General features: G+C 62.2%; 27 protein-coding genes. 4 read left to right on the forward strand and 23 right to left on the reverse strand.

The window, feature by feature from the left end; genetic code table 11:
- Positions 1–66: 66 nt before the first annotated feature.
- Positions 67–510 carry a thioesterase family protein gene (locus ISX93_RS00935; RefSeq protein ID WP_195776808.1) on the forward strand — a complete coding sequence of 148 codons (444 nt, stop codon included), beginning with the start codon at positions 67–69 and terminating at the stop codon, positions 508–510.
- 12 nt (positions 511–522) lie between these two features.
- On the opposite strand, the gene ISX93_RS00940 is transcribed toward ISX93_RS00935, so the two are convergent.
- From ISX93_RS00940 to ISX93_RS00955, 4 genes are all read right to left on the reverse strand, one after another.
- On the reverse strand, positions 523–696 hold the full coding sequence (locus ISX93_RS00940; RefSeq protein WP_195776809.1) for a hypothetical protein: 174 nt from the start codon (positions 694–696) through the stop codon (positions 523–525).
- 382 nt (positions 697–1078) lie between these two features.
- On the reverse strand, positions 1079–1876 hold the full coding sequence (locus ISX93_RS00945) for a transglutaminase family protein (protein WP_195776810.1): 798 nt from the start codon (positions 1874–1876) through the stop codon (positions 1079–1081).
- Positions 1873–2820 carry an alpha-E domain-containing protein gene (locus ISX93_RS00950; protein WP_195776811.1) on the reverse strand — a complete coding sequence of 316 codons (948 nt, stop codon included), beginning with the start codon at positions 2818–2820 and terminating at the stop codon, positions 1873–1875. Before ISX93_RS00950 ends, ISX93_RS00945 begins: the two co-directional genes overlap by 4 nt.
- A 12-nt stretch (positions 2821–2832) precedes the next feature.
- Positions 2833–4242 (reverse strand): circularly permuted type 2 ATP-grasp protein, encoded by a 1410-nt coding sequence (locus tag ISX93_RS00955; RefSeq protein WP_195776812.1) that lies wholly within the window; start codon positions 4240–4242, stop codon positions 2833–2835.
- A 266-nt stretch (positions 4243–4508) separates the two neighbouring features.
- On the opposite strand from ISX93_RS00955, the gene ISX93_RS00960 reads away from it, so the two are divergent.
- Positions 4509–6179, forward strand: a complete 1671-nt coding sequence (locus ISX93_RS00960) for a WS/DGAT/MGAT family O-acyltransferase (RefSeq protein ID WP_195776813.1) — start codon at positions 4509–4511, stop codon at positions 6177–6179.
- A 123-nt stretch (positions 6180–6302) separates the two neighbouring features.
- Here ISX93_RS00960 and ISX93_RS00965 read toward each other — a convergent pair whose 3' ends face one another.
- The 4 genes from ISX93_RS00965 to ISX93_RS00980 all read right to left on the reverse strand — a co-directional run bounded on the left by ISX93_RS00965 (position 6303) and on the right by ISX93_RS00980 (position 10000).
- On the reverse strand, positions 6303–6707 hold the full coding sequence (locus ISX93_RS00965) for a ribonucleotide reductase subunit alpha (RefSeq protein WP_195776814.1): 405 nt from the start codon (positions 6705–6707) through the stop codon (positions 6303–6305).
- 293 nt (positions 6708–7000) lie between these two features.
- Positions 7001–7699 (reverse strand): anaerobic ribonucleoside-triphosphate reductase activating protein, encoded by a 699-nt coding sequence (locus tag ISX93_RS00970; protein WP_195776815.1) that lies wholly within the window; start codon positions 7697–7699, stop codon positions 7001–7003.
- A gap of 4 nt (positions 7700–7703) precedes the next feature.
- The gene (gene nrdD / locus ISX93_RS00975) at positions 7704–7862 is read right to left on the reverse strand and encodes an anaerobic ribonucleoside-triphosphate reductase (protein WP_195776816.1); all 159 of its coding nucleotides are present in this window, start codon (positions 7860–7862) and stop codon (positions 7704–7706) included.
- A 119-nt stretch (positions 7863–7981) separates the two neighbouring features.
- On the reverse strand, positions 7982–10000 hold the full coding sequence (locus tag ISX93_RS00980) for a ribonucleoside triphosphate reductase (RefSeq protein ID WP_195776817.1): 2019 nt from the start codon (positions 9998–10000) through the stop codon (positions 7982–7984).
- A 205-nt stretch (positions 10001–10205) separates the two neighbouring features.
- On the opposite strand from ISX93_RS00980, the gene ISX93_RS00985 reads away from it, so the two are divergent.
- A complete protein-coding gene (locus ISX93_RS00985) occupies positions 10206–10598 on the forward strand; it encodes an MAPEG family protein (protein ID WP_195776818.1) in 393 nt (130 codons plus the stop codon).
- Positions 10599–10636: 38 nt separating this feature from the next.
- Here ISX93_RS00985 and ISX93_RS00990 read toward each other — a convergent pair whose 3' ends face one another.
- From ISX93_RS00990 to ISX93_RS01060, 15 genes are all read right to left on the reverse strand, one after another.
- Positions 10637–11071: an OsmC family protein gene (locus ISX93_RS00990; protein WP_195776819.1), complete on the reverse strand. Its 435-nt coding sequence runs from the start codon at positions 11069–11071 to the stop codon at positions 10637–10639.
- Positions 11072–11388: 317 nt separating this feature from the next.
- Positions 11389–12429 carry a tetratricopeptide repeat protein gene (locus ISX93_RS00995; RefSeq protein WP_195776820.1) on the reverse strand — a complete coding sequence of 347 codons (1041 nt, stop codon included), beginning with the start codon at positions 12427–12429 and terminating at the stop codon, positions 11389–11391.
- A 1-nt stretch (position 12430) separates the two neighbouring features.
- A complete protein-coding gene (locus tag ISX93_RS01000; RefSeq protein ID WP_195776821.1) occupies positions 12431–13399 on the reverse strand; it encodes a type II secretion system F family protein in 969 nt (322 codons plus the stop codon).
- Between the two features lie 29 nt (positions 13400–13428).
- Entirely contained in the window at positions 13429–14415 is a 987-nt protein-coding gene (locus ISX93_RS01005) for a type II secretion system F family protein (protein ID WP_195776822.1), read from the reverse strand.
- Positions 14412–15848: a CpaF family protein gene (locus ISX93_RS01010; protein ID WP_195776823.1), complete on the reverse strand. Its 1437-nt coding sequence runs from the start codon at positions 15846–15848 to the stop codon at positions 14412–14414. The genes ISX93_RS01005 and ISX93_RS01010 overlap by 4 nt, the downstream gene beginning before the upstream one ends.
- Positions 15841–17073 carry an AAA family ATPase gene (locus ISX93_RS01015; protein WP_195776824.1) on the reverse strand — a complete coding sequence of 411 codons (1233 nt, stop codon included), beginning with the start codon at positions 17071–17073 and terminating at the stop codon, positions 15841–15843. The genes ISX93_RS01010 and ISX93_RS01015 overlap by 8 nt, the downstream gene beginning before the upstream one ends.
- Positions 17067–17564: a TadE/TadG family type IV pilus assembly protein gene (locus ISX93_RS01020; protein WP_195776825.1), complete on the reverse strand. Its 498-nt coding sequence runs from the start codon at positions 17562–17564 to the stop codon at positions 17067–17069. The genes ISX93_RS01015 and ISX93_RS01020 overlap by 7 nt, the downstream gene beginning before the upstream one ends.
- A complete protein-coding gene (locus ISX93_RS01025; RefSeq protein ID WP_374987641.1) occupies positions 17564–18049 on the reverse strand; it encodes a TadE/TadG family type IV pilus assembly protein in 486 nt (161 codons plus the stop codon). The genes ISX93_RS01020 and ISX93_RS01025 overlap by 1 nt, the downstream gene beginning before the upstream one ends.
- A 10-nt stretch (positions 18050–18059) precedes the next feature.
- Positions 18060–19442 (reverse strand): Tad domain-containing protein, encoded by a 1383-nt coding sequence (locus ISX93_RS01030; RefSeq protein WP_195776827.1) that lies wholly within the window; start codon positions 19440–19442, stop codon positions 18060–18062.
- A gap of 11 nt (positions 19443–19453) precedes the next feature.
- Positions 19454–19741, reverse strand: coding sequence for a hypothetical protein (locus tag ISX93_RS01035; RefSeq protein WP_195776828.1), 288 nt, complete (start codon positions 19739–19741; stop codon positions 19454–19456).
- Positions 19742–19757: 16 nt separating this feature from the next.
- Positions 19758–21248 (reverse strand): type II and III secretion system protein family protein, encoded by a 1491-nt coding sequence (locus tag ISX93_RS01040; RefSeq protein WP_195776829.1) that lies wholly within the window; start codon positions 21246–21248, stop codon positions 19758–19760.
- Positions 21249–21323: 75 nt separating this feature from the next.
- Positions 21324–22121 carry a Flp pilus assembly protein CpaB gene (gene cpaB, locus ISX93_RS01045; RefSeq protein WP_195776830.1) on the reverse strand — a complete coding sequence of 266 codons (798 nt, stop codon included), beginning with the start codon at positions 22119–22121 and terminating at the stop codon, positions 21324–21326.
- Positions 22122–22138: 17 nt separating this feature from the next.
- Positions 22139–23476, reverse strand: coding sequence for an AAA family ATPase (locus ISX93_RS01050; RefSeq protein WP_195776831.1), 1338 nt, complete (start codon positions 23474–23476; stop codon positions 22139–22141).
- 2 nt (positions 23477–23478) lie between these two features.
- On the reverse strand, positions 23479–23994 hold the full coding sequence (locus ISX93_RS01055; protein ID WP_308705268.1) for an A24 family peptidase: 516 nt from the start codon (positions 23992–23994) through the stop codon (positions 23479–23481).
- A gap of 70 nt (positions 23995–24064) precedes the next feature.
- Positions 24065–24250, reverse strand: coding sequence for a Flp family type IVb pilin (locus tag ISX93_RS01060; protein WP_195776832.1), 186 nt, complete (start codon positions 24248–24250; stop codon positions 24065–24067).
- 363 nt (positions 24251–24613) lie between these two features.
- Here ISX93_RS01060 and ISX93_RS01065 point away from each other — a divergent pair, with 363 nt between their 5' ends.
- Positions 24614–25459, forward strand: a complete 846-nt coding sequence (locus ISX93_RS01065; RefSeq protein ID WP_195776833.1) for a helix-turn-helix transcriptional regulator — start codon at positions 24614–24616, stop codon at positions 25457–25459.
- Positions 25460–25573: the final 114 nt, after the last annotated feature.

The raw sequence follows: 25573 nt of genomic DNA on the forward strand, positions 1-25573 counted from the left end.
GGCCGACAATGGCGCTTCGCCACTAATCCAGACAACGCCGCTGCGTTGCTACCGAGACCAGCCACCATGGCACGCCTGAGCCTGCAGTTTCCCGAAGACCAGTACTGCTACAGCACCCAGCTCACGGTGCGCGTCACCGACATCAACGGTGCCAACCACCTGGGCAATGACTCGATGATCTCGATGATTTCCGAGGCCCGCGCGCGCTTCCTGTTCGAGTTCGGCATCCCGGAAACACCGGTTGCCGGGGTCGGCATCATCGTCACCGACCTGGCAACCACCTACCGGGCCGAGGCGCATGCCCGCGACCTGCTGCTGTTCGAGGTCGGCGTGATGGATTTCAACCACTATGGCGGCGACATCACCTTCCGCGTCAGCCGGCCGGCGGACGGTGCGCTGGTGGCCATGGCCAAATCCGGCTTCGTCTTTTTCAACTACGCCAGCGGCATGGTCACCGCCATGCCGGGCGAATTCCACCGCAAGTTCGCCCGGGTCAACTGGCTGGCTTGAGCCGCCCGCGTCTCACTGGTTGTAGTGCCCGCCAATCAGCATGCCGTGGCGAATCACCACGGTTTGCCCGAGGCGCACCAGGGTCAGCGGATTGCGCGAGGTGATGACCCAGCCTTTCGCCAGCAGTTGCGCCACGTGTGCGCGCATGGCGTGAAATTCGCGTTGCTCGACCCGTACAAGTTCCATTTGCGTGTTGCTCCCTTTGTTGAACACTCCTCGTCCAGACCCGCAGGGTCTGCCGCCGGTGCCTCGCTTGCCCCGGGCTGTGCCCGGAATGCGCCGTCGCGCACAGCTTAGCAGCACAACGGCTGTGGATGACACCGGCGCAATCGGCCGCGCAGCTCGGAGCAGCTGCAAAAAAATGGCGCTGTACCCTTTATGGGTTGGTTCATATAAGTGGGCCTTGTAGGGTGGGTTAGGCCAGCGGCCGTAACCCACCAACCGGTCGCAAGGCCGGCCACAGCGATGCCTTGGCATCGATGGTGGGTTACGCCGCTGCGCGGCTAACCCACCCTGCAAAAGCACGTTCAACCACTAACACAGGCATAGCCAAAAATATGCCGGCTGCTTACTGCTGCTGTTGCTGCAGCTGCGGATGCACATGGACCCGGGCATGCATCTGCTCGCTGCCGCCACCGCGGCGCATGCCACGCACCGGGCAGGCGTCAAGGTAGTCCATGCCCACCGCCAGCTTGAGATGGCGCTCGGGGCGCGACAAGCCGTTGGTGACGTCAAAGCAGTACCAGCGGCCATCCAGCCAGGCTTCGGCCCAGGCATGGCTGGCCAGGTGCGCGAGGTCGTCACTGTACAGGTAACCGGAAACATAGCGTGCCGGAATGCCGAGGCTGCGCACACAGGCCAGGAAGGCATGCGCATGGTCCTGGCAGACCCCGACGCCGGCGGCAAAGGCGCCCGCTGCGGTGCTTTCCACGGTGGTCGCACCCGGGCTGTAGGGCATCGCCTCGAGCAGTGCCTCCATCAGCTTGATCAGGTCGGCGCGCTGGCGTCCGGCGCCGCAGATCCGCAGGGCGAATTCGCGCAGCGCGGCATCGGCCTGGGTCAGCCGGGTGGGGCGCAGATAAGGCAGCGGCGAGCCGCTCTCGCGCTCGGAGTCGCAATGCTCGTCGATGTCGACCAGGCCGCGCGCACCGATGATGATCGAGTCATGCGGCTGGTCGAGCGTCAGCACGTGCAGGATGTTGCCGTAGGGGTCACGCTGCGCCTGCACGCTGCCGGGCAGGTCGAGATGCCAGTCGAGCACATGCTGGCGCAGGCTTTCCTGCGGGGTCAGGCGCAGGTACTGGATGCTGGCGCGCACCTGATCGGCGTAGTTGTAGGTTGTCTCATGACTGACCGAGAGTCTCATGCGGCCTCCAGATAGGAACTTTGAATGGCGTCGGCCAACTGGCGCACCAACAGGATGAAGTCCGAGAGCCAGCCGTGCAGGCCCGCGGACAGGATGTCGTCGATGCCGGTGTAGCGCAGGCGCGCATCCAGCTCGGCGACCAGGCGTTGCGCCGGCCGGCCGTTGTTGCCCGGCAGGCTGGCGAGAATTTCATTGATTTCGTCGAGGCAGCTGCGCAGCGAGCGCGGCACGTCCTCGCGCAGGATCAGCAGCTCGGACACCTGGCGCGCGCCCGGCGCATCGCGATACAGCTCGGTGAAGGCCTCGAAGGCCGACAGCGCACGCAGCAGCGCAGTCCACTGGTAGTAGGCGTAGGCCGAACCTTCGGTGAGGCTGGCGGCCTCGTCACCAAGCATCTCGTAGCGCGAGTCGAGCAGGCGCAGGGTGTTGTCGGCGCGTTCGATATAGGTGCCCAGGCGGATGAAGCGGTAGGCGTCGTGGCGCATGATGGTGCCGAAGGTGGCACCACGGAACAGGTGCGAACGCTGCTTGACCCAGTCGCAGAAGCGGCTGGTGCCGTAGTGGCCGAGGCCTTCGGCGGCAATGCTGCGCATTTCCAGCCAGGTGGCGTTGATGTTCTCCCACATGTCGGCGGTGATCCGCCCGCGCACCGCATGGGCATTGCTGCGCGCCGCACGCAGGCAGCTGTAGATGCTGGTCGGGTTGTTCGGGTCGAGGGCGAAGAACTGCAGCATGCGCTCGCCATGCAGCTGGCCATGACCGTCGAGGTAATCGTCCAGGGTGCCGGTGATCAGCAGCGGCATGGCCAGTTCGTCGAGCCCGTCACGGCCATCCTGCGGCATCAGGGACAGCGAATAGCTGATGTCGAGCATGCGCGCGCGGTTCTCCGCACGCTCCAGGTAACGCGACATCCAGTACAGATCGGCAGCGGTTCTACTCAGCATGCAATGTGCTCCTTAATCCTCGACCACCCAGGTGTCCTTGGTCCCGCCACCCTGTGACGAGTTGACCACCAGCGAACCCTCGCGCAGCGCCACGCGGGTCAGGCCGCCGGGCACCAGGCAGGTTTCCTTGCCGGACAGGACAAACGGGCGCAGGTCGATGTGCCGCGGGGCGATGCCGTTCTCGACAAAGGTCGGGCAGGTCGACAGGCTCAGGGTCGGCTGGGCGATATAGCCGGCCGGATTGGCTTTCAGGCGTTCGCGGAAGGTCTCGATCTCGGCCTTGCTGGCCGCCGGGCCGACCAGCATGCCGTAGCCACCGGAGCCCTGGGTTTCCTTGACCACCAGCTCGGGCAGGTTGGCCAGCACATGCGACAGCTCCTCCGGCTTGCGGCATTGCCAGGTCGGCACGTTGGCCAGGATCGGCTCCTCGTCGAGGTAGAAGCGCACCATGTCCGGCACGAACGGGTAGACCGACTTGTCGTCGGCCACGCCGGTGCCGATGGCATTCGCCAGCACCAGATTGCCGGCCAGGTAGGCGCTGAGCAGGCCGGGCACGCCGAGCATGGAATCCGGATTGAATGCCAGCGGGTCGAGGTAGAGGTCATCCAGCCGCCGGTAGATCACATCGACATGCTTGGGCCCGGCAGTGGTGCGCATGTACACATGGGCATCGCGGACGAACAGGTCGGCACCTTCGACCAGCTCCACACCCATCTCGCGGGCAAGGAAGGCGTGCTCGAAATAGGCGCTGTTGAACATGCCCGGGGTCAGCACCACCACGCAGGGGTCATCCACCGGGCTGGAGCTTTTGAGGGTCGACAGCAGCAGACCGGGGTAATGGTCGATCGGCGCAATGCGCTGGTGGGCGAACAGCTCGGGGAACAGGCGCATCATCATCTTGCGGTCTTCCAGCATGTAGCTGACCCCGCTCGGCGTGCGCAGGTTGTCCTCCAGCACGTAGTAGGTGCCATCGCCGTCGCGCACCAGATCCACCCCGGAGATGTGCGAGTAGAGGTCGCGGTGCAGGTCCAGGCCCTGCATGGCGATCTGGTAGCACTCGTTGGCCAGCACCTGCTCGGCCGGAATGATCCCCGCCTTGATGATGCGCTGGTCATGGTAGAGGTCGGCGAGGAACATGTTCAGTGCCTTGACCCGCTGGATGCAGCCGCGCTCGACCATCCGCCACTCGCTGGCGGGGATGCTGCGCGGGATGGTATCGAACGGAATCAGCCGCTCGGTGCCCTGCTCGTCGCCGTAGAGGGTGAAGGTGATCCCTGCCCGGTGGAACAGCAGATCGGCTTCGCGCCGGCGCTGCGCCAGCTGCTCGGGCGGAGTGGCCGCCAGCCAGCGGGCAAATTCGTGGTAGTGCGGACGGACCTTGCCGTGCGCATCGTACATTTCGTCATAGAACTGACGGGCCATGCCTTGCTCCTTCTGTTTCAAGCAGGAAAGACTCTGCAAGGCCCGCGCCATCTATAATTAGTCATATATTTCAGTTAGTTATGCCTGTATTTTGCGCGCGCCGCACCATCGCGGTGCACGCCTCGGCAGCTGCAGTGCAGGCCGGCAGCGGCCTGCACCGCTTCAGGGCGAGGCCGGCTGACGCACGCCCGCACAAATGCCGTGGACAGCGGCGTAGCGAAGCCGGATGCTAGGCTGACAAAAACAAGTCGAATCGGAGTCAACCCATGAAAGCCATGAATCTTCAGGATTCCATGTTCCTCCTGATAGAGCAGCGCCAGCAGCCGATGCACGTCGGCGGATTGAGCATCTACACGCCGCCCAAAGGGGCAGGCCCGGATTATGTGGAGAACATCTACCAGGCCTGGCGCAAGCACGTGAAAGCCAACAAACCCTTCAACCAGCGGCCGGTGAGCAAGCTGGGCATCTGGTATTGGGAAGAGGACCAGGACTTCGATATCGACTATCACCTGCGCCATCTGGCCCTGCCCAAGCCCGGGCGCATCCGTGAACTGCTGGCGATGGTTTCGCGCCTGCACGGCACGCTGATGGACCGCTCGCGCCCGCTGTGGGAAGTGAGCCTGATCGAGGGCCTGGCAGACGGGCGCTTTGCCATCTACTCGAAGATGCACCACTCCATGGTTGACGGCGTGACCGCCACCAAGATGGCCATCAATATGCACGCGTTCAATGCACAGGAAACCAAGCTGCCGCTCTGGGCCCAGGAACATGGCCGGCCAAGAAGTGGCCACCGGGAAGCTCCCGGATTGCTCAAGCAGGCCGCCGAAGCACTGCAAGCCGGCCGCGAGATGCTGCCCGGCGTGGTCAGTGGCTTGTGGGATCTCCTGCGCCCGGCGGAAGCGGATGCGGCGCTGTCGCAACCCTTCAAGGCGCCGCCCAGCCCCTTCAACGTTCCCATCACCGGCTCACGCCGCTTTGTTGCGCAGTCCTATGAACTGGCACGCCTGAAGGCCATCGGCAAAGCCGCCAACGCGACACTCAACGATGTGGTCCTGGCACTCTGCTCGGGCGCCCTGCGCCGCTACCTGCAGGAGCACAATGCGCTGGCGGAAGATTCGCTGATCGCCATGCTGCCGGTGTCCATGCACGGGGATACCGATAAAGGCGGCAATCAGGTCGCCACCATCCTGGCCAACCTGGCCACCAATGAACGTGACCCGCTCAAGCGCCTGGCGCGCATCGTGGCCTCCACCAGCGCCGCCAAGGAGCGTATGTCGAAGATGGTGCGCCTGGAAAAGGTCGCCCACACCATGATGATGATGAGCCCGATGCTGCCGGGCATTGTCACCGGGCGCGCCGCGACCCATCCGGCGTTCAACCTGGTGATTTCCAACGTCCCGGGGCCGAGCAAGGACATGTACCTGAATGGCGCACATCTGGACGAGTCCTATCCGGTGTCGATCCCCATGGAATATCAGGCGATGAACATCACCGTCACCAGTTATGTTGGCGAGATGGCCTTCGGCTTCACCGCCTGTCGCCGCGCAGTACCCAACATGCAGCGCATGATCGACTACCTGGATCAGTCCTTCGTGGAACTGGAGCGGGCACTGGGGTTGGCCCCTGCAGCTAAAGCCGCGCCCCCCGCCACGGCTGTTGCGGCCAAGCCGAAGGCGCTGCGCATGGCCCCCGTCGTTCCCGCCAAGCCCAAGCGCGTGGCCAAGGCAGCCGCCGTGTCGGCCGAACCCAAGGCCGCGAACAAGACACCGGCCACTCCAGCCAAGCCCAAGGCAGTGCGCAAGACACCCGCCGCCCCTGCCAAGCCCAAGAGCGTGACCAAGACAGCAGCCGTCTCGGCCAAACCCAAGGCCGCAAGCAAGACACCGGTGGTTCCGGCCAAACCGCGCGCCCGCAAGGCGGCGGTCACGGCCGGGTAACGTCAGGCAGCGGCAACCGGGCGGGCTCGGAGCGCAGCGAAGAGCCCGCCATTGACCTCGGCGAACGCCGGCAACCCTGCCGGGTGCGCAGGCTTTACCGCGAGACCAGGCCAGGCCTGCATTTCAGAAGAACGACACCGCCTGCCCGCTACGGTCGAAGGCGATGAAATTGCCAATGCTGCCGGCTTCGATGGCACCCACCATCATCTTCAGCGGCTGCTCGGCTTCATCGCTGCCCGGGGCATGACCACCGCGCCCGGACAGGCCGGCAGAAAACACCAGATCCCAGCGCAGGCCGGTACGCTCCGACTCTTCCCGCAAGCCAGCAAAATCAGCCACCTCGGCCGGCAACTTGTCCACACAGAGCACCGGGCGCAACGAACCCCCTTCGCCGTCAGCATGCCGCTGTTGCTCGGCACCCGTGGCGTCTTCCGGAAGCTCGGCCGCGACGAACACGAACAACAGCCGCTGTGGCTCTTGCTGGGCCTTGGCGGCACTGAGCAGATCGGCGAAACAGGCAATATCCATGGCAGGTTTCCTGATAGCGAATGAAAAGGCTATGTCCGCGTTGGTGGTTGAACATGCTTTTGTAGGCTGGGTTAGCCGCGCAGCGGCGTAACCCGGCATCGCTGCCAACGGCATCACCGTGCCCGGCCTTGCGGCTGCTTGGTGGGTTACGGCCCCTGGCCTGACCCACCCTGCAAAGGCCCACTTTCATGAATCAACTCATAACGAGTACAGCGCCAATGAAAAACCGGCGCCGCACTCACTTTGAATGCACGCCTGCTGCTTGCCAATATCTCCAAAGGCATAGAGGCGGTTCAGGCCGAACGCAGGCTGAAGCGCGGAAACAGCTGTTCCAGATAGGGCCACAGCGCCGCAGCCGCCGGCGGGCACAGCGAGGGCCCGAGCCCGGCGTCGAGCATGCTCTGGCTGCGCACCTGCTGCACCACAAAGTGCTGCACGCCAATCCCGGCCAGGCGCTCGGCCAGGCGTTGCAGGCGCCGGCAGTCGGACAGTTGCCAGTGCACCGAGGTGCGGCACTCGTAGTCGACACCGCTGGCCAGCAGCAGCTCCAGGCTCTGCCAGTTGGCCCGGCCACTGTCGGCTACCCCGGTAATCAGGGCAGTGTCCTCCTCCAGTGCCTTGACGTCGAAGCCGACCCAGTCGCACAGCGGCAGCACCCGCTTCAGCGCGGCCGGCTTGATCCCGGCACTGTGCAGGCCGACCTTGAAGCCCAGCGCGCGCACCTGCTGCATGGCTGCCGGCAGACCCGCCTGCAAAGTGGCCTCGCCGCCACTGAAGACCACCGCCTCGAGCAGGCCCTGGCGCCGCTGCAGGAATGCCAGCACCTCGGCCCAGGGCGTTTCCTGCTCGCCGCGCGCGCAGATCAGCCCGGGGTTATGGCAATAGCGGCAGCGCCAGGCACAGCCCTGGCAGAACAGCACGCAGGCCAGCTGCCCCGGATAATCCAGGGTGGTCAGCGGCAGCAGGCCGCCGACCCGCAGTGCCGGGCTCACGCGCTCAACTCGCCGCCGCTTCGCGGAAGTGCAGGCGCTCGCGGTGTTCGGACTGCTTGCCCGGATTGAACGCGCTGACCGGCCGGTGGTAGCCCATCACCCGGGTCCAGACTTCACAGCGCTGGCGTTGGGCTTGTGGCAGTTGCTCGATGGAATGTTGCATGGTGTGACTCCTTGCGTGGGTGAAAATAACAATCCGCAGGGTGGACAACGGCAACGCCTTGTCCGCCAGACTGATCCGCTGGTGGAAAAGCCGCAGGCGGCGTTTTCCACCCTGCGCCATCAGGCACAATTTGCCGCCATGCACGCCTGCTGCCGCAACAACAGCTCATCGCACTTCGGACAGAATTCGTGCTCGCCATCCAGGTAGCCGTGCACCGGACAGATCGAGAAGGTCGGGGTGATGGTCAGGTACGGCAGGCGGAACCGGCTCAGCGCCTTGCGCACCAGCTGCTTGCAGGCCGTGGCCGAGGAAATCCGTTCGGCCATGTACAGGTGCAGCACGGTGCCGCCGGTGTACTTGCACTGCAACTCGTCCTGCAGCTCCAGCGCCTCGAACGGGTCGTCGGTAAAGCCCACCGGTAACTGCGAGGAATTGGTGTAGTAGGGCGCCTCGCTGCAACCGGCCTGCAGGATGTCCGGGTAGCGCTTGCGGTCTTCCTTGGCGAAACGGTAGGTGGTGCCTTCCGCCGGCGTGGCTTCGAGGTTGTACAGGTGGCCGGTGTCCTCCTGGAAGCGCACCAGGGTGGCGCGCACATGGTCGAGCAGGCGCACGGCAAACTGACGCCCGGCTGCGCTGTGCATGCCCTCGCGGTCGGCGCTGAAGTTGCGCAGCATCTCGTGCAGGCCATTCAGGCCGATGGTCGAGAAGTGATTGCGCAGGGTGCCCAGGTAGCGCTTGGTGTAAGGGTAGAGGCCGTTGTCCATGTGCTGCTGGATGACCTTGCGCTTGACCTCCAGGCTCTGCATGGCCAGCTCCATCAATTGGTCGATACGCAGCAGCAGGCCCGCTTCATCGCCCTTGTGCAGGTAGCCCAGCCGTGCGCAGTTGATGGTCACCACGCCGAGGGAGCCGGTCTGCTCGGCCGAACCGAACAACCCGCCGCCGCGCTTGAGCAGCTCGCGCACATCCAGTTGCAGGCGGCAGCACATCGAGCGCACCTGATTGGGCTGCATGTCCGAGTTGAGGAAGTTCTGGAAGTACGGCAGGCCGTAGCGCGCGGTCATCTCGAACAGGCGCTCGGCGTTCTCGCTGTCCCAGGGGAAGTCGTGAGTGATGTTGTAGGTCGGGATCGGGAAGGTGAACACCCGGCCCTTGGCATCGCCGGCCATCATCACCTCGATATAGGCGCGGTTGATCAGCTCCATCTCGGCCTGCAGCTCGCCGTAGGCGAAGGGCATTTCCACCCCGCCGATGTAGGGGATCTGCTCGCGCAGGTCCTCCGGGCAGACCCAGTCGAAGGTCAGGTTGGTGAACGGCGTCTGCGTGCCCCAGCGTGACGGCACGTTGAGGTTGTAGATAAATTCCTGAATGGCCTGACGCACCTCGGCAAATTGCAGATTGTCCTTGCGCACATAGGGTGCCAGATAAGTGTCGAAGGAGCTGAAGGCTTGGGCGCCGGCCCACTCGTTCTGCAGGGTGCCGAGAAAATTCACCATCTGCCCGAGGGCGCTGGACAGGTGCTTCGGCGGCCCGGCCTCGACCCGTCCCGGCACACCATTCAGGCCCTCGTTGAGCAGGCTGCGCAGCGACCAGCCGGCGCAATAGCCGGCGAGCATGTCGAGGTCGTGGATATGCAGATCGCCTTCCCGGTGCGCAGCGCCGATGGCCTGGCTGTAGACCTCGTCCAGCCAATAGTTGGCGGTGACCTTGCCGGCCACGTTGAGGACCAGGCCACCGAGCGAGTAGCCCTGGTTGGCATTGGCCTGTACGCGCCAGTCCTCGCGGCGCAGGTATTCGTTCATCGAGGCGGCCACCTCGACGATCGCCTTGCGGTCGCGGCGCAGCCGACCGTGCTGCTCGCGGTAGACGATATAGGCGCGCGCGGTGCGGAAGTAGCCGGCATCCAGCAGCACCTGCTCGGCCAGGTCCTGCACCTGCTCGACATCCACCATGCGCTGCCCGCGCAGGCGCGCCAGCAGGACGCTGGTCAGCGCCTGGGCCTGCCCGCTGTCGAACTCGCCAACCGCCTGGCCGGCCGCCGCCAGGGCGCGGCGGATCCGCTGGGGGTCAAAGGCAGCCTTGCTGCCGTCACGCTTGTAGATCTGCACGGGCAACCGCAGGTCGGAACAGTCGTTCATGGAACACCCCCTAAAACACAACATGGTGCTATTGATGTTTTTATCAACCACTACATGTTGTGCAATCTACGACTAATTGCCGAAGCTGAATTGACCGTTATCAAGAACCGCAAAAAACCGCTGCCCATCCGCCGCAGGCTTGCCTAGACTGGTCACGGCAAGCCCATCAACCGGCACAACCCGCCGCCCCTACCGGAGAAACACCATGACCCCATTGCTTGAACTGGTTGTCTATATGACTCTGCTGACTTTTGTCGCGATCATGCTCGGCGCCGTGCTGCGCAACCGCGAATGGACGCTGGACGGCATGAAAGTCGGCCTGAGCAATCGCGACCAGCTGCCCGCAGCCACTGCCCTCGGCGGGCGTGCCGAACGGGCGGCACAGAACACCAAGGAAAACTTCATCCTGTTCACCGCGCTGGCGCTGACAGCACAGCTGGCCGGTCTCGGCGAACAGGCCACGGCGGGTGCGACACTGTTCTTCTGGGCACGGGTGGTCTACCTGCCGCTGTACATCCTCGGCATCACCTATGTCCGCAGCGCGGTCTGGGGGGTAGGTATCGCCGGCCTGGGCATGATGGTGCTGGCGCTGATCTGAAGCACAGCCCCCTGCCTGGCGGGCGAGGGGGCAACCACTCACGCCAGCCGGCTGACCAGCTGGGTCCCGTGCAACAGGTTGTCGGCCAGCGGACAGCGCTGTTCGATCAGTTCGAGAAAGGCCTGCTTCTGCGCGGTGCTCAAGTCGGCATCGATCGTCACCGCCACACGCAGCTGCTGGAAACCCGGCCGCACGTCGGGATTGCGCCCGAGCAGGCCGTCAGGGTCATAGTCGGCCTCAAGCTCGAACTGCATCCCGCGCAGCTCGAATTTCTGCTGGTGGGCGATGAAGCGGCCGATGGTGCCGAAACAGCCGGCCACCGCGGCCAGGATGGCTTCCAGCGGGGTCGGCCCGAGATCCTTGCCGGCGGCATTCTTCGGCTGATCCATGACCAGGGTGTGATTGCCGCACTGCACTTGCACAGCCATGCCGCTGTCCATGCGGCCAGTGGCGACGATGGTCTTGAGTGTCATCAACGTTCTCCTGCCAGCGCTGAAATAACCTGCCCCGCCACCTTGCCAGTGGCGATTTCAGCAACAGGATAAGCACACCGGCAGCGCTCCGACTTGACCGGCATCAGGCATTGCGCAGTAGCGAAAATATCGGCTATTCCCAACAATAAAGGCTATGTGTGCGTTATGGGTTGAAGAGCCGCTTGTCGTAGGGTGGGCCTTGGCCCACCGCTGCCAACCTCTGGCCCGTCCTGCCGTTTCGCGCTTTTGGTGGGCTGAAGCCCACCCTACGACAGGCGAGGATTCAACCCGTAACGAGTACAGCGCCAATCACCACCCTACTCGGCAATCGCCGCCGGCTTCACCTCGGCCGCGGCCACGGCGTCAGCACCGGTGGCAGTGGTACTGGACTGGCGAAGCCTTCTGATCTGCTGCACGCGATTGAGGTTATCCCAGGCGATGTTGTAATAGGACGGTGACTGCTCGATGGCGCTGCGCAGGAACTGTTCGGCCTGATCCAGCTGGCCTTCGATCAGGCACACATAGCCCACATCATTGCTCGCCTCGGCACGGCTCTCGATCTGCTCGAAGGCGGAAAGCGCCTCCTCGTAGCGCCCCTGGCGCGCCAGCAGCAACCCGTAGTTGCGCCACAGTGGTTTGTTACCGGAGTCGTACGTGATGCCGCGCTTGTAGGCCGTGGCGGCTTCATCCCAGCGCCCGGCCAGGTAGAAGGAATAGCCCAGGCTGTTCTGCACCAGCGCCGAGCGGGGCTCGATCTGCAAGGCCAGCCGGTAATAAGCCTCGGCCTGCGGGAAGTCATTGCGCAGGTCGGCCAGCACGCCCAGGCCGTTGTAGACCTTGACGGGTGAGCGGCTGTCAACCTTGAGTTCAGCCACGCTCGGTGGATTGCTGATCCCGCCATTCGCCTGGCGCTGCTGATCCAGCGCCACGGCCTTGAACAGCAGCTCTTGCGCCCGTTCCGGATTACGCCCTGCCAGGTTCAACAGGCCCAATTCGGCCAGGGCGTCGGGATTGTTCGGGGCGCTTGCCAGTACCTCATTGAAAGCCAGTTCGGCGAGCTGGAAATTACCCCGCTCGCGATGGATACGACCCACCCACACCAACGCCTCGTAGCGTTTCGGATCCAGCTCCAGAGCGCGCAGATACTGGAACAGGGACTGATCCAGATCGCCTGCCTGATACGCTTGTGCGGCCATCCGCATGGCCTCGTCCGGTGAGCTGATTTCCCTTTGCGCCTGATACAGCACTGAATTGTTACCGTTGTAGATCGCGCGACTGCCGTCCGCCTTCTCCACCTCCATGCTCTTGCATGCCGATAACGCAATGATCATCACCAGTAGCAGGCCATTCTTGTTCATGTCATATCTTCCCGAAGACTTTCAATACGCTCAGCAACGCAGGGCCGATGGCCACCAGGAAAAAGCTTGGCCACAAGCAGAAGACTAGTGGGAATATCAGTTTGCTGCCGATTTTCGCTGCCTGTTCCTCTGCACGTTGCATGCGCCGATCACGGAACTCTTCGGCATAGATGCGCAAGGTGGCACCGACACTCGTGCCAAAGCGAATACTCTGTGCCAGCAAGCTGACCAATCCGCGAATATCTTCCAGCCCGGTGCGCTCGGCTAATTGCTTGAGCGCATCGCTACTGGAGATACCGGCGCGCATCTGGGCATTCACCAAGGCCAACTCCTGAGCCAGTTCGGCCTGACTGACCGCCATCTCATCGGCCACCCGCTCGATCGCCTGCGGCAAGGCCAGACCGGACTCCACACAGACCACCAGCAGATCCAGCGCATCCGGAAATGCACCCAAAAGTCGCGCCATCCGCGCCTGCTTGCGCCGGTCAACGTAGACTGCCGGTAGCAACCAGCCCGCAGCGATGGCGATTGCGACCAGACCAACCGTCCGGGTCATGGACAACTGCGGCATGAATGGCAGGACCAGCAAAGTCAGGCCCAATAGCAACAGCGGGAGCAACAAGCGAACCGACCAGTACACCTGGACTGCCGCAGACGAGCGATAACCCGCATGTGTCAGCAGGGTGCGCGTAGCCGAATCACTAGCCCGCTCTGCCGAGGTGAAACGCTGACCAACCTGCTCCAGCATCAGCTGCAAGTTGCCGGGGCTCTCCTGGCCATAGCTACTCCCGGCCTGGCCGTGCTTGATCAGGCCAAGCCGACGCCGCAACGGATCACGCAGACCAAGCACCAAAAGCGACACCGTAACCGCGGCCAGCACTGCGCTCAGCCCAATGGCAAAGACAAACAGCAGGCGGGCCAGTGCTTCATTTCCCACCACCCGATTGAGCAGACCCAGCAGATAGTCCATACCCTACGCCTCGCTACTCGCAGTCGTTGTCAAACCTCGATGCGGATGATTTTGCGGATCCACAGAATCCCCAGCAGCATGGCGGCAAAAGCCGCCACAACAAGCTTCTGCCCCAGCGGCTCCTTGATCAGCATGGGCAGATACGCAGGACTCGTGATCATGATCATCGCCGCCAGCACAAAGGGCACCGCCACCAGAATCCAGCCCGACATGCGCCCTTCGGCCGACAAGGTCCTGACCGTCCGCTGAAAGCGAAAGCGGCCGCGAATCAGGCTGCTCAGTCGCTCCAGCACCTCAGTCAGGTTGCCGCCGCTGTCGCGATGGATCAGCACCGAGGTCACCAGCATCATTACCGTCATGCTAGGCATGCGCTCCAGCAAGCCGAGCATGGCCCGGCGGACGTCATTGCCATAGCTGATATCGGCGAAGGTCAGGCCGAACTCATGGGCAACCGGCCCTTTATGCTCCTCGGCTACCAGTTGCAATGTCTCGTTGAAGGGATGCCCGGCACGCAGCGCCCGGCACATTGCATCCAGAGCATCGGGCAGCCCCTCCTCGAATTGCGCGAAGCGCTTGCTGCGATCTGCGGATATTTTCAGCAGCGGCAACCAGAACACCGTCCCAGCCACCAGCAGCGCCAGCCACCAAAGTTGCGTAAACAGCCACACGGAAACGCCGGCAGCCACCGCCAGGATCAGGCCAAGCAGCAACACCCGGTGGGCGCGGTATTCGTGCCCTGACTGCTCGATCATCTGCGCCAGACCTTCCATTGTTGGCAGCTGCTCCAGCCATGCCGCCATCGGCGACATGCGGGTCAGGTACTTCTGCCGCAATACGGTCTGCAGATTTGGCTGATTGCTGGCTCGCTCCAGCAGCTGCAGGCGGTCACGAATCCGCTTGCGCACCTTGCTCGCTTCACCGAACACCGGCACCGTCAGCCCCTGGCTAAGCAGGAACACGGCAGTGAACACCATGCCGAGAAAAGCCAGGATATATTCGTTGGGAATCTGGTTCATGACTGCGCCTCCATCCACTCCGGACGGAACAAGCTGAGGGGCAACTCGATGGCACGCTTGGCCAGTACATCCCGGAAGCCCGGAACCATGCCGGTGGGATGATACTCGCCGAGCACCTCGCCATGCTCACCGATGCCGCGGCGGGTGAAGGCAAAGATCTCGGTCATGGTAATGATGTCGCCTTCCATGCCATTGATCTCCTGCACGCTGACCAGCCGCCGCTTGCCATCTTCCTGGCGCTCCAGCTGGATCACCACATCGATGGCCGAGGCGATCTGCTGGCGCAGGGCCTTGATCGGAAAAGTGGCACCGGCCATCGACACCATGTTCTCGATCCGTCCCAAGGCATCGCGCGGGGTGTTGGCGTGAATGGTGGTCAGCGAGCCATCGTGACCAGTATTCATTGCCGTCAGCATGTCCAGCGCCTCGGCGCCGCGCACCTCGCCGACAACAATACGGTCCGGACGCATGCGCAAACTGTTGCGCACCAGTTCGCGCTGGCTGACCTCGCCACGGCCCTCGATATTCGCCGGACGGGTTTCCAGGCGCACCACATGCGGCTGCTGCAGTTGCAGTTCAGCCGAGTCCTCGATGGTGACGATCCGCTCGTTCAGAGGAATGAAGCTGGACAGCACATTGAGCAGGGTAGTCTTGCCGCTGCCGGTACCGCCGGAAATCAGCACATTCAGCCGGCCGCGAACTATCGCCTTGAGCATCAGGGCCATCGCCGGCGTCAGGGTGCCACTCTGAACCAGGCTGTCGGCATTCAGCAAATCTACCGCGAAGCGACGAATCGACAGGCTTGGCCCGTCGATGGCCAGCGGCGGGATAATCGCATTGACCCGCGATCCATCCTTGAGGCGGGCGTCCACCAGTGGCGACGACTCGTCGATGCGCCGCCCAAGGCTGGAGACGATGCGGTCGATGATGTTCAACAGATGCTGATCGTCGCGAAAATGGACGTCTGTCCGTTGCAGTTTGCCGAAGCGCTCGACATACACCGAGGCATGACCATTGACCAGGATATCCGACACACTGCGATCAGCCAGCAGCGGCTCCAGCGGCCCAAGACCAAGCACTTCATCGCTGATCTGCTTGATCACCAGCTGGCGACTTTGAGCGCTGACCGGAGCCGCATGCTCATCCAGCAGGCGCTGGCATATCTCGCGAATCTGCCGCACAGCATCGTCCGGCTCCAGCGAGTCCAGCAGGGACAGGTCCATGACCTTGAGCAGCTGCTGGTAGATTTTCTCCCGCCACTCGGTCTCGACAGGGCTGAGGTGGGATTTGGTCTCGTACAACGTTTCCGGCGCGACGCGCTCCCACGCCAGCATCTCATCAACCACCGCGTCATCAACACTCGTTTCGGGCGACGACTTGGTCTCGGCTTTGCCTGCCTGCACACGCAGGCGATTTCGCAAGTCACTAAACACGGGTCACTCCCTGCACAAAATGCTGAAAACGCTGAAGCAGGCCTGGCTCACTGACCAACGAGGTGCCGAGCAACTCTTTACTCAGCTGATCCAGCGCTTGGGTGATCGGCGCCCGCGGCGCCTGCATGGCCAGCGGGATCCCGCTGTTTTGACTCTCGGTGACCGCAACGAAGTCATTGGGTAGCTTGTGCAGCAAGCTGCACTGCAGCGCCGTCGAAATATCCTGCAGACTGATGGATGCCGCCTTGTTGTAGCGGTTCACCACAACATGCAGATTTCCGCTCTGCACGCCCAGCTCATCACGCAGGATGCGCACCAGCCGGCTGGCATCATGCAGATGACTAAGACTTTGCTGCACCACGACATACACCCGGTCAGCCTGCTCCAGAGTGATTCCGGTAAGGTGATCGATCTGCCGTGGCAGATCCACCACCACCCAGTCGTAACTGTTGCGTGCCAGCAGTAGCAAGGCTTCGAGTTGTTCGAGACGAACATCCGAAGACAGGCACAATTCGTTTTCGCGCCCGCCCAGCACATGCAATGCCGGGCTGAAATGGCTACAGAACCCGCGCAAGGCCATGCTGTCCATGCCATCGATCTGCTGCAACACCTCGACATGACTGTGGGTGGTTTTCACATCGAGACAATTGGCCACGCTGCCGAATTGCAAATCCAGATCGAGCAGCAGGGTGCTGCCGCCATTGACACTCAGCTGGTGGGCCAGATTGCAAGCCAGCAACGTGGCCCCCGACCCTCCTTTGGCGTTGATCACCGCCACCAGCTTGCCGCCGCTATCGCTGTTAACGCGCGACTCTTTGAGCATGCGACTAAGCGCGGCCAGCAACTCCTCGGCCGCCACTGGCTCAGGCAGAAAATCGCGCGCGCCCGCCTGCATCGCCAGGCGCATACCTTCGCGCTCATCCAGTGGCCCGCAAACCAGCAACGGCGGGCGCTCGTGCGCCGGACGGCGCAATAGCGCCGCCAGCTCCTCACGCCACAGATTACTGACCCTGAGCAAAAGGAAATCCGGCAGCTGTTCCAGATCATGCAACGGATCGGTATGGCCATTACTCACCAGACGCGTACTTACCAGCAAGCCCGGCGCAGCTTGGCAGATACCTTCCAAGTGATGCAGGGCATCCGCATCACGACTGGTGATCAACAGGCGCAAACCCTGTTTTTTGTGCTTGCCCAAGGGCAGCGAGACTTCTCTGGAACTCAACATGGTGTTATCTCCGGTACTACACCCTCCTCGGCATGCCGGCCAAGGCTTTCTCGCGGCAAGGTGGCCCTGAATGCTGGCAGGGTGAACCCCTCACCAAACCCAGGGATCAACAAGGTAAAGGGGAAATTGACAATACTCAGCTGAACGTAACGGATCGAGGAAAAGCCGGCACCGCCATCATTGGGGCTAGCCACTACAGCACCGTTTGCATCCAGATAAACCAGGGTCACATCGGAGGTATCGAGACTATTGATCAGATTGCTTGCCCCGCTCTCGGTCGCCGCATTGAAAATCGCCCGGCGCAGTATCAGTGGCTCGTGGATATCGCATACTGCCGCCAGCCGTGTGCCACGGCGAACCACTTCGTTGAGCGTTCCAACAGTGAAAAACAGGCGGCCCATTTCCAGCACACCGAACAGCAGAACGAACAGCATCAGACCGACAATGGCGAACTCGACCACATAGACCCCGCGCATGTGTTTTCTGTTCATCAGAGCACCCTCATCACGGTGCTGGCGACCAGCGGAATGCCCAACCCAAGCGCTCCCCCATAGAAGCCAGGTAACTGCCCGGTGCAATTGCCACCACCAATCACCGGGCAGAAGGTGTAATTGATGCTCACCTGGACATGCTCGGCGCCCTGCGCGCTGACCTGCACATTGGCAGCCGTCAGTCCCGTCACCACTGCCGGATAACCGCCCGGATTGGCCGGCACACCATAGAGGGCTACGTTTTGCGCCTGCGCCAGCAAGGTGGCGTTCAAATCGATCTGTCCAGTGGTTGCATTCCAGGCCTGACCGGCAACGAACCGCACGCTATCGCGACTGGCCTGCAGCAGGGAGTTGTACTGGTAGAGCATGCGGCCGAACTCCCCGATGGCCAGCAACAGCAACAGCAACAGCGGCAGGGTAATGGCGAACTCAACCATGGCCACACCACGCTGGGCCCTCGATCGTCCGCACCCACGAGATTGCATGAAATGTCTCCTAGGAATCCGTGCTCGGTGTCTGACTGTTGTCGATATAGGTCTTGTACAGCTGGATGATCTGCGGCCCGGCATCCTCCACCGGATTCGGGCCGGGGAAATCATCCCCCTCGCACACACTGGAAAACTGGCCGAGCAACCAGGCCTGTCCGCCCGTCTGGTCCATTGGTTGCAAAGCGAAGAAACAGGCAAAACCCAGTACCGGTACCGATGCCGTGCCACCATCGGTACCGCTGCACTGGCCGATGACAATCTTCAGCATCCGCCGCTCGAAAACCCCGTCACTCTGGCAGCCGCTGGCCGATGGATTGGCAACGCAGTCCGCCGAGGCGGCCTTCCAGTCGTTGAGATCGAACAGTCCGGTACCACTTGCTGTCAGGATATTGCCGGCCGAGTCCGAGTGCACCAGACCGCCCCCGGTGCCGAGGTAGCTGACACTGTCGTCGGTCAGGTCGACGGTCAGCGCGCCATTGCCATTGCCCAGCTGGTTAAAGGTGGTCACCAGATCTGGTGGATAAATGCTCTCGGTTCCGCCCATTGGACCGACGTACTGACCGAAGCGGGTATTGAACCCTTGCGCGGATGGCCCCACGGTGTTGCCGGGCTTGGTTCCGACATTCTCGCCAGCGGCCGGACAGAGCGTTCCCCCGCCGGCTAGCGCCTCTCTGACGGTCTGGCCACCCGACCCGAAATCCAGCAGCTGGAAATTGCCCGGACCAATCCCGGAGGTATTGTTCTTTGCCGATTTCAGCACCTCAAGCTCGCCAAGCTGGTAGCCCCAGAAGAGCCCTGTGTCCGGGTCGTGCTGGGTGGTATCACCACAGACCATCAGCGGCGCCAAGTCGCAGGGACTGGTCGGGCTCGGTCCTGCCGTAGCGATGGCCGCCACCGCCTTGGCCCCTAGTCCGCCACCCGCAAAGGCCTGGGCGAAGTTCCAGAAGAAGCCGCTCAAGGGATAGTTCGGCACTGAAACCCGCACGTAACTGGCATTGGCAGGGCCAGGAAAAGAAAATGGTCCATAGACGCTATTGGCCAGTTCCACCACGGCAAAGGCACCGGCTCCCCCCGCCGCGGTGACTGCGGTCGCCAACTCGCTATTGCCGCTGGCATTGGCATTCAGTGTCAGGGTCGCCAGCGCGGCACTGCGACTCACGATCGCGGCGTTACTCGAACCCAGTACCTGCTGGAGGGTCTTGGCGCCGCTGAGGGCTGCGGCATCCACGCTGTTCTGCAGGCGCGTCTTGTTCACCAGCATGTGTCCACCATCCAGCGCCAGCGCGGCCATCAGCAGCATGGCAACCATGGCCAGCGTCACCAGCACTATCACCGCCCCCCGCTGGCGCTCGGGAGCCGTGTAGGACGGCCACTGCTTACAGGGGTTCATGGCTGCAATCCTCAGTTACTGACGGTGGTACCCATATCGATCTCGATCGGCTGCTCGACCTGTTGCGCATCGCCGGTCACGCCGCGGTAGTTATCCATCACCCGCTCGGTCAGCGGACCATCGGTGCCTGTCGGCGAAATTTCGGTGCCCGGATTGGCGGCAAGCGCCTTGTTGTCGATCTGCTGGTACAACGTCTGATTGACACTGGAACCGAATGGTCCGACCCGGGCCTCGTCGTAACCCATGCACCCGGAGAGGGCCGATAGCAGCAAACCAGACAAGATAATCATGCGTTTCATGCGCAGGCTCTCCGCTTCAGTTGAGGTCATGGCCAAACTGGCCACCGGTAACTCCGAGACTGACAGGAACCGCACGTCCCGGCCCGGTGCCCTTGGTTCTGCCCAGCAGGTAAAAGTCGAGATCGCTCGGCTCGACGAAGTTCTGCGTGGGCAGCTGCACGGTTTTTGCGTCCAGTGGCCGGACCAGATGCGGGGTCACCAGAATCACCAGCTCGGTCTGGCCGTTACGGTATTCCTGGCTGCGAAACAGAAAGCCGAGAATCGGAATATCACCCAGGCCGGGGAAACGATTGACCAGATCGCGGGTGTTCTCGCTGATCAGGCCGGCAATGGCGATGGTCTGCCCATCCCCCAGTTCAAGGGTGGACTGGGCGCTGCGTTTGGTCAGCGACGGAACCAGCTGGGTTATCCGCTGATCCACTACGCCGCCACCCTCACCGCTATCCACACCGGTATCCAGCAGCAGCGAGTTGCTATTGGAAATCTCGCTGACCGAGACATTCAGGTTGAGATTGATCCGCCCCGTGTCCAACGCCACCGGGATGAATTTCAGGCCGACACCGAACTCCTTGTACTCGATAGTGGTGCCGTTATCGCCATCATCGACCGGGACCGGAAACTCGCCGCCTGAAATAAATTCCGCCTGCTGCCCGGTCAGGGTGGTCAGCGTCGGCTCAGCCAGTACCTTGGCAGAACCATCGTTCTTGGCTGCGTCCAGCACCATGTTGAATTGAAAGCTGTCGGAAGCGAACTGCGCCAGCAGGGCCTTGCCGCTGCCCGGCGAGATACCCCGGTTGATGCCGCCCAGCACCCAGTTCCCCGCCCCCGTGCCCAGTGCGGCAAAGTTGATGTTCATGCTCTTGAGCAGGCTGCGCTGCACTTCCGCCACCTTGACCTCCAGCATGACCTGCTGGCTGCCGCCGATGGTCATCAGGTTGACCACATCCGGCGCATCGCCGGGTGCAGCGCCTGCTGCGGCGCCCTTGCCCTTGTCATCGACTACGCCGGCGGTTTGCGCGGTATAGGTCTTGGCCAGCCTGAGCGCCGTATCCATGGCCGCCGCACTGGTTACCTGGCCGCGCAATACCAGCGCCCCCTGGGCGCTGAAGACCTCGATCTTCTCGTTCGGCATCAACTGATGCAGCTTGTCCTTGAGGCCGCTCAAGTCATGGCCAACCTCGACGTCGAGGCTGTCGATCAAGCGATTGCCATGGTCCCAGAGCAGCACATTGGTACTGCCCAGTTTGCGGCCGAGCAGGTACAGCTGGGTGGGGCTGGTGACCAGGATATCGGCAATTTCCGGGTTGCCCACCGAGACCCGCTTCACCGCCGCGCGGGTCGCCAGCACGCGCGACTTGTAGATCGGCACCTGAATGATGTTGACATTGGCCGCGGGCATCGGACTGACCGGGGGCGCCGGCGGAGCCGCCTGGGCAATCCCCGGCAGCAGCAGACCGGCGGCCAGCAGCTGCAGCAGGTAGATCCTGATCCTGTGGATGGTCGCCATACGTGACTCCTTGATTGCTATCGCACTCTTGCCGGAAAACCGCTCGTCCCATGGGCCACATCGACCCATGGCGCACTACAACCTGGCCTTCGATGGTTCGACACTGGTACTGGTACCGCGGATAACGGTGACCCCGCCACCGCTGCTCATGACTCGCTTGGTTGCGACCGGTGCCGGAGCCGCCACCGCAGCCGGTGGCGGCTCCGGCACTGGCTTCTTCTGGTTATCCAGCGGATTGCGCAGGGCCAGTTGCAACTTGCCCTCGGTTTGCGCCTTGACCAGAATTTCCGCCTCGGCGCTGCTCATCTCCAGAGTCACCGCACGCACCACCACCGGCTGGGTCTTGTCGGTGCCCGCGGTCTGGTCCACCGCCAGCACACGCAGATCCTCGAGGATGGTTTTCGACTCGGCTTCATTGCTGGTCCCGATCTTCTTGGTCGCCAGCACATCGACCCGGTTGCCCGGCAGCAGGAAGCCGGCGACACCGACGACATCATCCACACGTACCGAGATGGCGCGCATTTGTGGCGCAATCAATGAGGCCAGCGTGCTGCCGCCAAGGTGCTCGGCCAGACGCGCGCCACGGACGATATCGCCGCGCAGGATATCGAAGGTGGCGATCTTGCCGACCACCTTTTCGCTGGCATCGAACGCATCGTCAGGCACCGTTTCCTTGGGCATGCGCACCACGCTGACATGCTGGGTATCGATCATCTGGCCGAAGGGGATCTGCGTCGTGGCCACCACCACTCCCTGCAGATTGTCGTCAGAACTGGCATTCAGGCGTGCGCTCAGCCAGCTATTGGCCAGGAACGCCGCACCCAGGCCAAAGACCAGTGAAAGAACAATCAACACAAGGGTGCGCGAGTGCATGGTGATGTCTCCTGAATTCAGCTGGTTTCGAGGCTGACGAAGTAATTGCGCCAGGCCCAGCTGAGGGTCTCGGCGCAGAGGGCTGCAGTTTTGTCCCCGCCCAGGTAGCGCTGGCGATCCAGCGCCATGCCCAGCAGATCGCGTGGATGACAGGGCAGTAGCGGCGTCTGCGTTGGCTGGTGCAAGTGCTCGATCACGTATGTCACCAGCTCGGGGTCATACGGCACACCCTGCTTTTCACATTCCTGCTGCCAGATACGCGCGTACTCATCGGCGCGTAGATGCTCGAAATGCAGTTTGTAACCAATCCGCCGCAGGAAGGCTTCGTCGGCCAGCGTCAATGGATTGAGGTTAGTCGAAAAAACCAGGAGCAGATCGAAAGGGATCTCGCAATGCCGGCCACCGCCCAGATTGAGAAAATCCTTCTTTTCCTCCATCGGCACTATCCAGCGGTTGAACAGCTCTAACGGCGGCATGCGCTGACGACCCAGGTCGTCGATGATGAAAATTCCGTTGCTGGCCTTGAGCTGCAGCGGTGCCTGGTACTGCCGGTTGTAGGGATCGAAACGGACGTCCAGCATGTCCATGGTCAGCTCGCCACCGGTAATGACGATCGGGCGCTGGCAGCGCACCAGCCGCCGGTCCACGCCCTGATCCAGGCGCAGGTTGGGTTTCTTCGGTTCCAGCGGCAGCGGCTTGTGCAGCTGTGGATCGAGGATCTCCAGCACCGTCTCGTTGATGGCGATGGCATGCGGTATCCACACCGCGTCACTGAACAGCCGGATCAGCCGCTGGCTGATATAAGTCTTGCCCGTGCCTGGCGGACCGTAAATCATCATCGCCCGCCCGGAGTTCATCGCCGGGCCGAGTTGATCAAGCAGCTCGTCGCGAATCACGATGTCGGCAAAGGCCTCATGCATGCTGTGCGCGTCGATTTCACAGTGGTGCACCGTCTGTGCCAGCAGCAGTTGCCGGTAACGGTCAACCGGATAGGGCGCCGGGCCGAGGTAACCACTGCGTGCCAAGGCATCCCTGGCCGCACTGCGACCGCGCTCGGTCAAGCCATAACGCAGCCCCTGGCTACCCACCTGACCCAGCACCTCGATGCGGCCATCCTTGCGCAAAAACGCCAGCAGCTCCTCCAGCACCGGACCAGGCAGGGCCAGGCGCTCCACCAGTTGCGGCATGTCCAGCACCCCGGCGTCATGCAGATGCTTGCAGAGCAGATCAACCAGCAGAACTTCTGTCAGTCCGGTATCCGCCACGCTGCAGGGTTGCGGTGCCAGTTGCTGCAGCGCATCGGCCTGGGCTTGAGCCTGCTCTTGATAACGGCTCAGCGAACTGAGTACTGGCATGGCTAGCCCCCCACACGAGCGAATCGCAAACAAGCACTGACCAGGCTGCCGAGCAGAATGGCGCTACTGTAGGGGAAGCGTTGCCGGGCGACTGCATCATCAGGCGGGGCGATGTAGGTTCTTAAACTGGCAATCGCCCAGTAGCGCTGCAAGAAACGCAGCAACTGTTTCTTGTAGAGCAGAAACAACACCCCCAGAACTCCACCGGCAAGCAAACTGTAAACCGCCGCCCACCAAGCACCGGTGGCGCCCAGATAACTGCCTGCGACCGCCATCAGCTTCACATCGCCGGCGGCCATGCCGCCCAGCAGGTACAGCGGCAGAAAACACAGCAAGCCGACAACCAGGCCAGCAGCCCAGACCAGCAAACCGTCCAGACCACCGAGCACTAGCTGTCCTGCCATGGCAACCACCACGCCCAGCGCCAAATAAAGATTGGGAATACGGTGCGTACGAATATCGCTGTACACCGCACTCCCCAGCATCACGCTCAGCGAAACCAGCAGCACCAAGTCCACAGGAATGCTCCACACCCAGACTGCAGGACATAACAAACACTGACTTTCCAATGTCTAAAGGCAACAACCATCAAGGACCGTTAATCGCATCGGTAAGGTCGGTGATAGCATTCGCAACGGCAGTACCCAGATCGGTAAATGCTATGACTGTAGCCCCAGCAACCAAGGCCCCAGCCACGGCATACTCCACAGTGGTCAGGCCTTCCTCATCCTGCAAAAACTTCAACACAGCCGTTTTGATCATTTGCAGATTCATTTTCCCACCTCACTCAATTGCAGATTCTTGAAAAGCGGCGCCCTCTGCACCTGCCTCCGATTACAACGCTAGTTGTCAGGCCAGCATGCGGTTAGGACTTTTTCGCAGATCAACAGGAGGCTTTTGCAGGCGACCCCTGGCGCCGCGTGAACGCCAGGAACAAACAGGTTCAGACGGCTACTGAGCTTCTGCCGGAAGACGACTGCTGGAGGTTCCCTGCCCGGAACTTCCACCAAGTATTAAGCCCAGCGTTGCTTATAAGGATTCAATCTTTACACCAGCCGTTTTTGGCTATTCCCTTGCGTTGCGTGAGGGCTATTCCGGCTAAAGTAAAAAGTATCTTTATCAACCGCCGAGATACACATGATCCCGCACGCGCCCATCTCACCGCGGCTGTTGTGGTTCGATCTCACCCATGACCAGTCTGGTCCGAACTGCCTGACAGCCTTTGCTGACACCTGCCAGATCACCTTGGTGCGCGATCTGCAGGCCTGCCGACAGAGACTGAACACGGGGCAATCTCCGGACATGATCTGCATGCACTACGACCGTCCGGATGCGGTGGGCCTCGATCTGCTGCTGCAAGTAAAACGCGCCGCTCCGTCCATTCCGATCACCATGCTGAGCCTGCAGCACTCGGAGGAACTGGCTACTTGGGCTTTCCGCTCCGGGGTCTGGGAGTTCTTGCCTTGGCCGTTGCCGCCCGCTGAGCGGCAACGCTATCTGCAGGTATTGCACCAACTCTGCCAGTTACGCGGCTCGCAGCACGCGGAATGCAGACAGCCCCTGTTACGCACCAACAGCTTGCCGGATAGCGTGCGCCTCACCGCACAATACCAGCGCCAACAGCCACTGCTCAGCGCAGTCCACTATATCGAGGAGCATTTTCACGAGCACATCGAGCAGAAGGCCGTGGCCGAGCAATGCGGCATGACACCGTTCCGCTTCAGCCGGCTGTTCAAGCAGACCTATGGCATTGGTTACCTCGAATTCATCCAGCGCAAACGCATGGAGAAAGCCGAAGAGCTGCTGTGCAACAGCGAAATGCCAATCACCAGCATCGCCTATGCCGTCGGCTTCCAGGATCCGTCTTATTTCGCGCGCGCCTTCAAGCAATATTTCGGCTGCTGCCCCAGCCAGCTTCGACAGGAAGACTCAGCCCCCTCACTGTTCACTGACGAGAGCACCAGCTGCCCAGTCGAACAGTAGTTGCCGGCTTCAACCACCAATGCAGCAGTCGGCGTCGAGTCAACCCGCAAAGGCCAAAGCTCGCGCCGGGGGTGGCGCTCCCAGCAGAGCCAAGCAGCGCGAATCACCCAACGC

Source organism: Pseudomonas sp. N040 (assembly GCF_015637705.1).
Taxonomy (GTDB): domain Bacteria; phylum Pseudomonadota; class Gammaproteobacteria; order Pseudomonadales; family Pseudomonadaceae; genus Aquipseudomonas.